This is a genomic window from Rhizobium sp. BK377, assembly GCF_014193935.1.
GTDB lineage: Bacteria > Pseudomonadota > Alphaproteobacteria > Rhizobiales > Rhizobiaceae > Rhizobium.
In genome coordinates, this window is sequence record NZ_JACIAC010000004.1 from 396,289 (window position 1) to 408,120 (window position 11,832).

Here is an 11,832-nt window from a genome sequence, read left to right on the forward strand (position 1 = left end):
GTCATATATCCAGGAGAACTTTAGGCATTAAGCCAGACACGGCTGCCGATGTAGCCGTTGGACATATCATTGCCGATATCATCGTCATATCCTTTCAGCGTTTTCGATGAGGCCATGATGTAGTCGTTGAAGACGGGCAGGATCAGACCGCCATCGTCCCGCACCATCAGCGCCAATTGCCGATAAAGCGCCTTGCGCTTGGCCTCATCGAGTTCAGACCGTGCTTGCAGAACCAATTTGTCGAAGTCCGGGCGCTTGAAACGCGTGTCGTTCCATTCTGCGGTCGACAGGTAGGAGGTGGAATAGCGCGAATCCTGGGTCGGACGACCGCCCCAGAATGAGGCGCAGAAGGGCTGCTTGTTCCAGACATTGGTCCAGTAGCCGTCTTCCGGTTCGCGCTTGACGTCGATCGTGATGCCGGCTTTGCGCGCGCTTTGTTGGAACAGGATCGCCGCATCCACTGCGCCCGGAAAGGCTGCGTCTGACGTGAGCAGCTGGATCGAGCGGTCGAGACCCGATTTCTTGAAGTGGAACGCGGCCTTGTCCGGATCATAAGGGCGCTGCTCGATATCGGTCGGGGCGAGGGCGTAGTTGGAATTGACCGGATAGTCGTTGCCGATCGTTCCGTAGCCGCCCAGAACCTTGTCGAGGATCGCCTGACGATCGATGGCATATTTCAACGCAAGCCGAAGATCGGCATTGTCGAAGGGAGCCGTGTCGCAATGCATCAGGAAACAATAGAAGCCCTTGCCTGCATTACGGAGGATGTCAACGGTCGGTGCTCGCTGCAACATCGCGACGGTTTTGGGGTCGACATTGTTGACGAAATGGACCTGGCCGGAGGCAAGTGCGGCAACGCGGGCGGTGTTGTCGTTGATGACGAGGATTTCGACGCTGTCGACAAAGCCGCGGTCGGAACGCCAATCCTTCGGGTTCTTCTCGAAGGTTGCGCGAACGCCCGGTTCGAAGCTTTTTAAAATGTAAGGACCTGTACCGATGGCCGCCGCAGGCTTGTCGACCCCGCCCTTCGCCTGGATGATGAGGTGATAGTCTGTCAAAAGCAAAGGCAGGTCCGCATTGCCTTCCGAAAGTGTGAGGACAAGGTCGCCCGCTTTCTCTTCGATACCGGTGATAGAGGCCATGAGCCCCAGAGCACCCGACTGCGAATTCTTGTCCGCATGTCGCTTCAGTGTCGCGACGATGTCGGCCACGGTCATCTTGCTACCGTCGTGAAACTGCACGTCGTTCCTGATCTTGAAAGTCCAGACGGATGCATCCGCCGATGGTGTCCATGACGTCGCCAGCGACGGCAAGGGTGCACCGGTCTTGGGGTCGGATTCGACGAGTGTGTCGCCCCAGAGACGGCCAATCACGAACAATACGGAGGCGCTGTAGGTCGCAGGGTCGAGGGCATCGCTGGTGGCGCCGCCTTTGAGGCCGAGCTTCAGATGACCACCGCGCTTCGCTTCCTGCGCGCGGGCATCGTGCGGCATCAGGAGGCCGGAGGTGAGGGCAGGCAAAGCGCCGAACGCGACGGCGCCGCTCAGGAAGTGACGGCGGCCGATACTCAGAGGCGAAGATTGATCCTTTTGACGTATCATTGCAGTTCCCTTTTTCAATTTTATGAGAAGGGAACGTAGAGATCAGGGTGCTTCATGCAATTTCGCGACTTGACGCGTCTTTAAGCGAGTTTACGCTACTATCATTAAGACGGAGCCGCCGATGCCTCACCTCGTCGAGAACCTCAAGGTTGCCTGTGCCACGCAGCGCTCCATTTCGCATCTGTGCCGCGCGATCGATATCAACAGGCAGCAATTCAATCGATATATCAACGGCCAGACGAGGCCATCTGCCCATAATCTCGCGCGCATAGCCAAGTATTTCGATCTCGACGCAGCCGACTTTAGTCTCGCTCCCAGGCTCTTTCGCGAGCGGCTTCGCAAACCGACTCTCGACCTCAATCAAAGTTCCGAACTGCTAAAGGCGTTCCCAGGAGATTTGACCTCGCTCCGGCGCCACATCGGCTATTTCCAGACCTATCATCGCTCACCGTCCTGGCCGGGAATGATTGTCTGTTCGTGCAGCCGCATTCTGGAAAAAGGTGGGCTTGTGCATGTCAAATCAATGGAGCGTCTGCGTGACCCTGGAAACGGCATCCAGCAGTTTTCAAAATACATTGGCCTTGCGGCCTTTTATCGAAACCGGATCTTCATTACGGAGCGAGTCGTCGGCCCGAACCCGATACTGTCACAGACGATCCTCCTGCCATTCGACGCGTACCAGCGCATCTACCTGCGCGGGACGACCATGGGAGTCTCGTGGCGAAAGGAAAACCTTCCCTATGCGTCGCGGATGATCTGGCGCCATGTCGGCGCCGAGCCCAACCTGCGCGAACTTCTGTCGCGCTGCGGACCAGTGCCGCTATCTTCACGCCAACTGCCACCGACGGTGCGCTCATTCCTCGCAGATCCATCCGCGGAAGTGTATGCGGTGCCGGCAGAGTATTGATGACACCGATTTGCGACGAAGCGATCAGATGCGGATGAGCGCGGCAAATTCCAGCCTTCAATTTCCAGCGCTTGCCATCTTCCGCGTCGTCAGTACCCGCTCCAGCCAGCCAATCTCCATCTCGGGCACAGATTTCAGCAACAGGTCGGTGTAATCGTCGAAGGGCGGCGATAGCGCTTGGGATTTGGGACCGAAGCGGACGAGCCTGCCGCGATGCATGACCGCGACGCTGTCGGCGATTGCGCGCACGATAGCGATGTCGTGAGTGATGAAGACGTAGGAGAGATGTTCCTCTTCCTGCAGCTTCAACAGCAGCTTCAGGATGCCTTCGGCAACCAGCGGGTCGAGTGCCGAGGTCGGCTCGTCGCACAGAATAAGCTCGGGTTTGGCGGCAAGAGCACGCGCAATCGCCACCCGCTGCTTTTGGCCGCCTGAGAGCTCTGCCGGGTAGCGGTTCAAAAAGCCGTTGCCCATCTCGATCTGGTCGAGCAATTCCTTCACCCGAGCGGTCTTTTCGGCGCCTCTGAGGCCGTAGTAGAAGGTAAGCGGCCGCCCGATGATGTCGCGCACGGTCTGTCGGGGGTTCATCGCAGTGTCGGCCATCTGGTAGATGAGCTGGATGCGGCGCAGGTCATCGCGCGGGCGGCGTCTGAGGTCGGGCGTCAACGGCTTTCCGGCGAAGGAAATCTTGCCTGCGGTCGGTGCCAACAGCCCGGTGATGGCGCGGGCGAGCGTAGACTTCCCTGAGCCCGACTCGCCGACGATTGCCAGCGTCTGCCCCTTCGGGACATGCAAGCTGACATCGTTGAGGACCTTGAAGCCATTGGAATATTCCGCACTGACGTTTTCGACTTTCAACAATGCATCGGACTGATCGGCCGCTTCCTGTCGCAGCGTCTGGCGCACGTTGACGAGGGCGCGGGTATAATCCTCCCGTGGTTCTTCGATGATCTGCTGAACACTGCCGTATTCCACCGTGTTGCCATGGCGCAGCACCATGATGTCGTCGGAGATCTGAGCGACGACGGCGAGATCATGGGTGATATAGAGGGCAGCCGTATGGGTTGCCTCGATCGCATGCTTGATTGCCGCCAGCACGTCGATCTGAGTGGTGACGTCAAGTGCCGTCGTCGGTTCGTCGAAAACGATCAGTTCGGGGTTGGAACAAAGCGCCATCGCCGTCATGGCGCGCTGTAACTGGCCGCCCGAAACCTGATGCGGGAAGCGTTCGCCAAAACTTTCGGGATGGGGAAGGCCAAGCACCTGAAACAGATAGAGCGCTCGCTTTTTCGCCTCCTGTTTGCTCATCAGCCCGTGTTTGACGGAAGCCTCGATCACCTGGTCACCGAGCCGGTGGGCAGGATTGAAGGCGGCCGCGGCCGACTGAGCCACATAGCAGACGCGGGCGCCGCGGATATGCCTGATGCCACTCCTGCCAAGGCCAAGAATATTGTCGCCATCGAGCAGCACCTCTCCGCCGGTGATCTCGGCACCGCCCCGACCATAGGCAAGTGCCGAGAGCCCGATCGTCGACTTGCCGGCACCGGATTCGCCGATCAGACCGAGCACCCGGCCTTTCTGCAAATCAAAGGAAACGCCGTCGACGATGGTCACGCGCTTAGGTGCCTCGCCCGGCGGATAGCTGGTGGCTTCGATCTTGAGATTGCGGACGGAAAGAAGATCAGGCATCGCCACGCCCTCCCTTGAGGCTCGAGGTTCGTTTCAAAAGCCAGTCGACAACCAGATTGACGCAGACGGCAAGGATGGCAATCGCGCTGCCCGGCACGAGCGCTGCCGAAATACCGAATATGATGCCGTCCTTATTGTCCTTGACCATACCGCCCCAGTCCGCCGATGGCGGCTGGATGCCGAGGCCGAGGAAGGACAGCGTCGACAGAAAGAGGATCGAAAAGGCAAATCGCAGGCCGAACTCGGCCAGCAGCGGCGTCAGCGTGTTCGGGAGGATCTCGCGGAAGATGATCCAAAGTTTTCCTTCGCCGCGAAGTTTGGCCGCCTCGACGAATTCCATGACCGCGACATCGAGCGCCACGGCGCGGCCGAGACGATAGACGCGGGTGGAATCGAGGATTGCCATGACGAGGATCAGCACGATGATGTTCTGTGGCAGCACTGCCAGGACCACGAGTGCGAAGATCAGCGTTGGGATCGACATCATCAGGTCGTTGAAGCGCGAGAAGACCATGTCGATCAGCCCGCGCGAGACGGCTGCCGTAAAGCTCAGGATGACGCCGAGCGAAAAGGAGATGACGGTTGCGGCAAGCGCGACGAAAAGCGTCGTACGTGCGCCGTAGATCAGCCGCGAGAGGATATCGCGGCCGAGATTGTCGAGGCCGAAGACATATTGGGCATCCGGCATCTGCCAGACGCTACCGACGACTTCGGTCTCCCCGTAGGGAGCGATGAAGGGTGCGAAGAGAGCGAAGACGAAGGCAATCGCGATGCCGCTCATGCCGATCCAGGCGGTGATGGGGATATCTCTCAATCTCATCTTGGATGCCTCAGCCGGGGGTTGGCAATGATGGCGAGAATGTCGGCCAGCATGTTGAGGAAGATATAGACGGCCGCAAAGATCAGACCGCAGGCCTGAACCACCGGCATGTCGCGCACCGTCACGGCATCGACCATATACTGGCCCATGCCGGGATAGACGAAAACCACCTCGACGACGACCACGCCGACCACCAGATAGGCGAGGTTCAGCGCCACGACGTTGATGATCGGCGCAAGCGCGTTCGGTGCGGCATGCTTGACTATCGAGCGAAACGCCGAAAGGCCCTTCAGCTCTGCCGTCTCCATATAGGCCGACGACATGACCGAGAGGATTGCTGCGCGTGTCATGCGCATCATGTGGGCCAGCACGACGAGAACGAGGGTCGCTGTCGGCAGGGCAATCGCCTTCAGCCGGTCGGCGAAGCTCATGCTCTCATAGACGGTGGCAGGAAAGGTGGCGACGCCGAACTTCACTGCAAAAAACATGATCAGCAGGTAGCCGACGAAGAATTCTGGCAACGAAATCGCCGCCAGCGAAATGATGTTGATGATCTTGTCCGGCAGGCGGCCCCGAAAATGCACGGAAACCATGCCAAGGCCGACGGCAAGCGGCACGGAGATCAGTGCGGCAAAGCCCGCCAGAAACAGCGAATTGCCGAGCCGCTTGCCGATCTGTTCGCTGACGGAGTTCTTGCTGGCCCAGGATGTACCGAAATCCCCTTGCACGGCATTGCCCAGCCACTCGACATATCGTGTCGTCACCGGCCGGTCGAGGCCGAGATCCTTGCGGATATTGGCAACCGCCTGCGGCGTTGCCGACTGGCCGAGATAAGTCGTGGCGAAATCGCCGGGAAGGGCTTCCAGACCGCCGAAAATGAGGATGGAGACGGCAAAGAGCAGGATGATGCTGAGCACGAAGCGCTCGAGAATGAGGGCAAGCAGCGGAAAACGCTGCCGGAACCTGAGACCGGGCAGGATATTGCCTGAGGTCGGACTGGACATGGTGATGGCCTCGCGCTGAAACGTCAGGAGGACCGCAGGTTTTGTCCCACGGTCCCGGCTTGCCTGGAGATCGGAAGGCAGACGCCCGGCGTCAGGCCTCCAGCCAGACGCGGGTTGCGACATAGCCGTTCGACATGTCGTTGCCGATGTCGTGGACGTAGCCCTTCACCTGCTTGGTGGAGGCGTTCACGAAGTCGTTGAACATCGGCAGGATGACGCCGCCCTCGTCGCGCACCATCATCGCCATCGACCGATAGAGGTCCTTGCGCTTGGCCTCGTCGAGTTCGGAGCGCGCCTGGAGAAGCAGCTTATCGAAATCCGGACGCTTGAAGCGGGTGTCGTTCCAGTCGGCCGTCGACAGATAGGCGGTGGAATACATCTGATCCTGCGTCGGGCGACCACCCCAGTAGGAGGTCGAGAAAGGCTGCACGTTCCAGACGTTCGTCCAATATCCGTCGCCGGGCTCGCGCTTGACCTCTATCTCGATGCCGGCTTTCTTGCAGCTTTCCTGGTAAAGCACGGCCGCATCGACGGCACCGGGGAAGGCAACCTCCGAGGTGCGCAGCAGAACCGAGCCGCTATGGCCGGATTTCTTGTAGTGGAAGGCCGCCTTGTCCGGATCGTAGGCGCGCTGCTCGATCCCTTCGGGAAAGAGCGCGTAGGTGCTGTTGATCGGGAAGTCGTTGCCGACTTTGCCGTAGCCGCCGAGGATCTTCTGCACCATGGTTTCGCGGTCCATGGCGTATTTGAGCGCGAGACGCAGGTCGTTATTGTCGAACGGCGCCTTGTCGCAATGCATGATGAAGACATAGTGGCCGCGCCCGGCAGTCGAAAGGATCTCGACGTTCGGTGCGCGCTTCAAAAGGTCGACCGTCTTCGGATCGACGCGGTTGATGTAGTGCACCTGGCCGGACGAGAGAGCCGCGATGCGCGCCGTGGCGTCGTTCATGCCGATGATTTCGATGGAATCGACGTAACCACGATCGGTGCGCCAGTCGTCCTTGTTCTTTTCGAAAGTGGCGCGCACGCCAGGCTCGAAGCTCGTGAGTTTGTACGGACCGGTACCGATCGAGGCGAGCGGATCGTCGACACCGCCATTCGGCTGGATGACCAGATGATAGTCGGTCAAGAGCAGCGGCATATCCGCATTGCCTTCCGAAAGCGTCAGTACGAGGTTGCCGCCGTCGGCCTTGATTTCCTTGATCGAGCCGAGGACTCCGAGCGCGCCGGATTCCGATGCCTTGTCGGTATGACGCTTGAGTGTCGCAACCACGTCATCGATCGTCATTTCCTTGCCGTTGTGAAACTTGACGCCCTTGCGGATCTTGAAGGTCCAGGTCGCCGCATCCTTCGACGGTTCCCAGGATTCGGCAAGCGCCGGTACGGCAGCACCCGTCAGCGGGTCGGATTCGACAAGCATGTCGCCCCAGCAGCGACCGACGCAGAACATGAACTGCGACAGAAATTTCGCCGGGTCCTTGGAATCGGTTGCAGCCCCGCCCTCCAGGCCAAGCTTTAGGTGACCGCCACGCTTCGGTTCGGCGGCTTCGGCACTTTCGGTGAAGAGCTTGTCGGCAACGGCAAGCGTCAGGCCGGCTGCCATGGCGCGCCCCAGGAATTCGCGGCGGCTGAGGCCACCGGCGGTCACCCGGCTTGCGAGATATTTCGTGTAGTCGTTCATTCCCCTTCTCCTTCTTATGGTGCGTTGACTTCGATTTTTGGGCATAATCCCCGAGCGGTTTCCTCTTCCGTCCGGGTGCCCGCACGCTTGCGGGAAGATGATGCGGTTGCCGCCGCCTTATTACCGTCCTTTCCAGATAGGGCTTCGTTTCTCGGCGAAAGCCCGTGCGCCTTCTAATTGGTCCTCGCTCGAGTAAAGCCGGTCGACCGTTGCAAATTGCCGTTTGGTGATCTTGTTCATGGCAGTCTGGAAGGTCGAACCCTCCGATTCACGGACGATTTCCTTGATTGCCGCGTAGACAAGCGGCGGCCCGCTTTCGAGCAGGCGGGCAAGATCCCAAGCCCGGTCCATCAGCTTGTCCGCTGGCAGGATTTCGTTGACGAAACCCCAGCGGTTCGCTTCCTGAACGTCCAGCCAGCGGCCGGTCAAAAGCATGTCCATGGCGATATGATAGGGGATGCGCTTCGGCAGCTTCACCGAGGCGGCATCGGCAACCGTGCCGGAGCGGATTTCCGGAAGTGCGAAGGTCGCATGTTCGGCGGCGAGGATCAGGTCGGCAGAGAGAGCGATCTCCAGCCCGCCGCCGCAACAGATGCCGTTGACGGCACAGATGACCGGTTTGTTGAGGTCGCGCAGTTCCTGCAGCCCGCCGAAACCGCCGACGCCATAGTCTCCGTCGACCGCGTCGCCTGCCGCGGCAGCCTTCAGGTCCCATCCGGCGCAGAAGAATTTCTCGCCTGCGCCGGAGATGATTGCGACGCGGAGCGCGGGGTCGTCGCGGAAATCACGGAATATCAGTCCCATGGCGCGGCTGGTCGCAAGGTCGATGACGTTCGCCTTCGGCCGGTCGATGATGACTTCCAGCACTGCGCCGACCCGTCGGGTCCGAATGGGCTCGCTCAACCTATGCTACCTCCTCCGCCGGATCAGGGCATCGACTGCGGTCACGCCGTGACCTTCGGGAAGAACCATCAAGGGATTAATGTCCAGTTCCTCCAGCCGTGCCGCATTCATTACGACATAATCTGCCGCCCGCGCGACAGCCGTCACGGTCGCTTCAAGATCTCCCTTCGGGCGTCCGCGATATCCCTCGATCAATTTTGCGATCTTGAGACGCGAAATTGCCTCGGAAATTTCCAATCTCGTCGTCGGCAACGGCAAAACGAGGGAATCCTCCAGCAATTCGACGAAAATTCCTCCGGCGCCGAGCGTTAGCGATAATCCGAAAATCGGGTCACGGGAAGCGCCGACGATCAGCTCGGCGACGGGCGGGTCGATCATCTTCTCGACCAGAAAACCGTCTGTCGCAGCCATCTTTGATGCGGCATCCGATACGGCCTTGGCATCCTTCAGGTTGAGTGCGACGGCGCCTGCTTCGGTCTTGTGCGCGACGCCAAGCGCTTTCAGGACAACAGGAAAGCCGAGCCGCTGGGCATAATCCGCCGCCTGAAGCGGCGAACTTGCAACCCGGCCTTTGGGGATCGGAAGGCCGGCGAGGTCGAGTTCGGTCTTCGCATCGGCCTCCGTCAGCGTTTCGATTGCACCTTCGACAGACGCCATATTGAGAAGCGGCAGGGAAGGCGGCTTGCGCCAGGTATCGCCGATGCCGGCTGCGACTTCCGCGGCGATCAGGGTTTCATCAATGCCGCAAAAGGGAACGACGCCTTCGGCGACCAGTCGGTCGGCGACAGCCTCCGGCATATTTTCGGGCAGGGTCGCCAGGATTCCGGCGAGCGCGCCTGTCGCAGACGCGGCAGCGGTGACCGCGTCAGCCGTCGTCACCCAATCTGCGGCCTCGCATCGATCGGCGCGGGGAAAATCGAGGACGACGAGATTGAGGTCGTAGCTACCCTCGAACATTGCAGTGAAAGCCTCTGTCTGACGCGCGAGATCTCCCCACACAAACGTATGGTAATCGAGCGGATTGGCGAGCGTCACCATATCGCCGAGGATGCCTCTCAGGCGCGGCGGTTGCTTTGGTTCGAGATCTCGAAACGTGACAGCATGTCCGATGGCAGCGTCAGAGATCAGCGAGGCTTCGCCACCCGAGCAGCTCATCGAGGAGATCGCGGCACCTTGCAGCGGGCCTGCTATATGCAGGAGTTTCAGCGTTTCGAGCAGCGCCGGCAGCGTTTCGACGCGGCCAAGACCGAGGCGGGCAAGCACTGCGTCGGCCACGGCATCGCCGCCGGCAAGGGATGCGGTATGGGAAAGCGTTGCCTGTCTCGCCTGTTCGGACTTGCCGACTTTCAAGACAATAACGGGCTTTTTCATCTGGCGGGCTGTGGCGGCAAGGCGCTCAAGCGCAGCTTTGTCGCCAAAGCCTTCGACATGGAGGCCAAGCGCCGTCACGCGCGGGTCGGCAAGCAGGCCGTAGGCGACATCGCAGAGCGAGGTTTGCGCCTGGTTGCCCGAGGTCACGACATAGGCGATCGGCAGGCCGCGTGTCTGCATGGTCAGGTTGAGCGCTATGTTCGACGATTGGGTCAGGATTGCCACGCCGCGCTCGACGCGCCTCATGCCGTGCTGATCGGGCCAGAGAAGCGCGCCGTCGAGGCCGTTGATGAAGCCGTAGCAGTTCGGTCCAAGGATCGGCATATCGCCGGCGGCGCCAACCAGCGCCTGTTGCAGGTCGCTGCCATCGGCGAGTTCCGCCACGGCCTCGCTGAAGCCGGAGGCATAACAGACCGCACCGCCGGCACCCGCTGCCGACAGGCTGCGCACGATCTCGACGGTCAGCATCCTGTTAACACCAACGAAGGCCGCGTCCGGCGGAGAGGGCAGGTCGGAAACGCTTCTGTAGCAGCGCCGCCCGAGAACCTCGTCGTGCGTCGGGTGAACGGGCCAGAGCTCACCCTTAAACCCCATTCGGTCGCACTGCTCGATCACCCGACGCGCCTCCCGGCCGCCGAAGACGGCGATCGTTTGCGGTCTGAACAGGCGGTCGAGCGCACGTGATGCCATCGGTTACGCTCCCAGAGGCCGCAGAAGATCGCGGCTGATGATATGACGCTGGATTTCCGACGTGCCGTCCCAGATGCGTTCGACGCGTGCATCCCGCCAGAAGCGGGCGAGCGGCAGGTCGTCCATCAGGCCCATCCCGCCATAGATCTGGATCGCCTCATCCGTGACGCGGGCAAGCATTTCGGAGGCGTAAAGCTTGGCCGAAGCGATTTCGCGATCGGAAGTCAGGGCTGCATCCAGTCGCCATGCCGCCGAAAGCGTCAGCCAGTCGGCAGCGTCGATCTCGGTGATCATGTCGGCGAGCTTGAAGGAGACGCCCTGATTGGCGCCGATCGGTCTGCCGAACTGCTTGCGCTCGGCGGCATAGGACAAGGCCATGTCGAAGACGCGCCGTGCCCTGCCAACGCAGGTGGCGGCGACAGTGAGCCGCGTGCCATAGAGCCATTGATTGGCGAGTTCGAAACCGCGATGTACCTCGCCCAGAACCTGGGAGGCCGGAATCCGGCAATCGGCAAAGCTCAGGGTGCAGTTATGATAGCCGCGGTGGGAGACGGAATCATAGCCCTTGAGGATTTCGAAGCCTGGCGTGCCGCGATCGATCAGAAACGCGGTGATCTTCTTCTTGAGACCTCTCGGTGTTTCCTCCTCGCCGGTCGCGGCAAAGACGATGATGAAATCGGCGGCATCGGCATGCGAGATGAAATGCTTGGTGCCATTGAGCACGAAATCGCTGCCGTTGCTGCGAGCGGTGCATTTCATGCCGCGCATGTCAGAACCGGCGTCCGGTTCGGTGATCGCCAGCGCGTCGGTCCTTTCCCCGCGGACGGCAGGAAGCAAATACCGTTCGCGCTGCTCGCCCTCGCAGGCCATGAGGATGCCGGAGGGACGACCGAAAAAGACCGTCAGCGCCATGGAGCCGCGGCCGAGTTCCCGCTCGACAAGCGTGAAGGTGACATGATCGAGGCCGGCGCCGCCCGCCTCTTCGGGGAAATTGCAAGCGTAGAAGCCGAGTTCGATGCACTTGCGCCGGATCTCAGCCGCCAGATCCGGCGGAACGAAACCCGTGCGCTCGACTTCGTTCTCATGCGGATAGATTTCGGTTTCGACGAAGCCGCGGACCGTTTCAACGATCATCTTCTGTTCTTCGCTGAGGCCGAAATCCATGT

9 protein-coding genes are annotated in these 11,832 nt (G+C 60.5%); 1 reads left to right on the forward strand and 8 read right to left on the reverse strand.

Annotation, left to right across the window (positions count from 1 at the left end; genetic code table 11):
• Positions 1–20: 20 nt before the first annotated feature.
• On the reverse strand, positions 21–1,601 hold the full coding sequence (locus FHT92_RS18965; protein WP_183828179.1) for an ABC transporter substrate-binding protein: 1,581 nt from the start codon (positions 1,599–1,601) through the stop codon (positions 21–23).
• A 121-nt stretch (positions 1,602–1,722) separates the two neighbouring features.
• Between FHT92_RS18965 and FHT92_RS18970 the strand changes: the two genes are divergently transcribed.
• Complete coding sequence (locus tag FHT92_RS18970; protein WP_183828182.1) at positions 1,723–2,508, forward strand: helix-turn-helix domain-containing protein; 786 nt, start codon at positions 1,723–1,725, stop codon at positions 2,506–2,508.
• 57 nt (positions 2,509–2,565) lie between these two features.
• Here the strand turns inward: FHT92_RS18970 and FHT92_RS18975 are convergent, their stop codons facing one another.
• The 7 genes from FHT92_RS18975 to FHT92_RS19005 form a co-directional block, all read right to left on the reverse strand.
• Positions 2,566–4,197 (reverse strand): ABC transporter ATP-binding protein, encoded by a 1,632-nt coding sequence (locus FHT92_RS18975; RefSeq protein WP_183828185.1) that lies wholly within the window; start codon positions 4,195–4,197, stop codon positions 2,566–2,568.
• Positions 4,190–5,017: an ABC transporter permease gene (locus FHT92_RS18980; RefSeq protein ID WP_183828189.1), complete on the reverse strand. Its 828-nt coding sequence runs from the start codon at positions 5,015–5,017 to the stop codon at positions 4,190–4,192. Before FHT92_RS18980 ends, FHT92_RS18975 begins: the two co-directional genes overlap by 8 nt.
• A complete protein-coding gene (locus FHT92_RS18985) occupies positions 5,014–6,021 on the reverse strand; it encodes an ABC transporter permease (RefSeq protein ID WP_183828192.1) in 1,008 nt (335 codons plus the stop codon). Before FHT92_RS18985 ends, FHT92_RS18980 begins: the two co-directional genes overlap by 4 nt.
• Positions 6,022–6,112: 91 nt before the next feature.
• Positions 6,113–7,702, reverse strand: coding sequence for an ABC transporter substrate-binding protein (locus FHT92_RS18990; RefSeq protein WP_183828195.1), 1,590 nt, complete (start codon positions 7,700–7,702; stop codon positions 6,113–6,115).
• A gap of 120 nt (positions 7,703–7,822) precedes the next feature.
• Positions 7,823–8,605, reverse strand: a complete 783-nt coding sequence (locus FHT92_RS18995) for a carnitinyl-CoA dehydratase (RefSeq protein WP_183828198.1) — start codon at positions 8,603–8,605, stop codon at positions 7,823–7,825.
• A 6-nt stretch (positions 8,606–8,611) separates the two neighbouring features.
• Positions 8,612–10,666, reverse strand: coding sequence for an acetate--CoA ligase family protein (locus FHT92_RS19000; RefSeq protein ID WP_183828201.1), 2,055 nt, complete (start codon positions 10,664–10,666; stop codon positions 8,612–8,614).
• 3 nt (positions 10,667–10,669) lie between these two features.
• Positions 10,670–11,830: an acyl-CoA dehydrogenase family protein gene (locus FHT92_RS19005; RefSeq protein ID WP_183828203.1), complete on the reverse strand. Its 1,161-nt coding sequence runs from the start codon at positions 11,828–11,830 to the stop codon at positions 10,670–10,672.
• Positions 11,831–11,832 lie beyond the last annotated feature (2 nt).

Bases quoted from the DNA above. Each gene is read 5' to 3' on its own strand.
- FHT92_RS18970 (WP_183828182.1), top strand. From the start codon at position 1,723: ATGCCTCACCTCGTCGAGAACCTCAAGGTTGCCTGTGCCACGCAGCGC.
- FHT92_RS18975 (WP_183828185.1), bottom strand. From the start codon at position 4,197: ATGCCTGATCTTCTTTCCGTCCGCAATCTCAAGATCGAAGCCACCAGC.
- FHT92_RS19000 (WP_183828201.1), bottom strand. From the start codon at position 10,666: ATGGCATCACGTGCGCTCGACCGCCTGTTCAGACCGCAAACGATCGCC.
- FHT92_RS19005 (WP_183828203.1), bottom strand. From the start codon at position 11,830: ATGGATTTCGGCCTCAGCGAAGAACAGAAGATGATCGTTGAAACGGTC.
- FHT92_RS18980 (WP_183828189.1), bottom strand. From the start codon at position 5,017: ATGAGATTGAGAGATATCCCCATCACCGCCTGGATCGGCATGAGCGGC.
- FHT92_RS18990 (WP_183828195.1), bottom strand. From the start codon at position 7,702: ATGAACGACTACACGAAATATCTCGCAAGCCGGGTGACCGCCGGTGGC.
- FHT92_RS18985 (WP_183828192.1), bottom strand. From the start codon at position 6,021: ATGTCCAGTCCGACCTCAGGCAATATCCTGCCCGGTCTCAGGTTCCGG.
- FHT92_RS18965 (WP_183828179.1), bottom strand. From the start codon at position 1,601: ATGATACGTCAAAAGGATCAATCTTCGCCTCTGAGTATCGGCCGCCGT.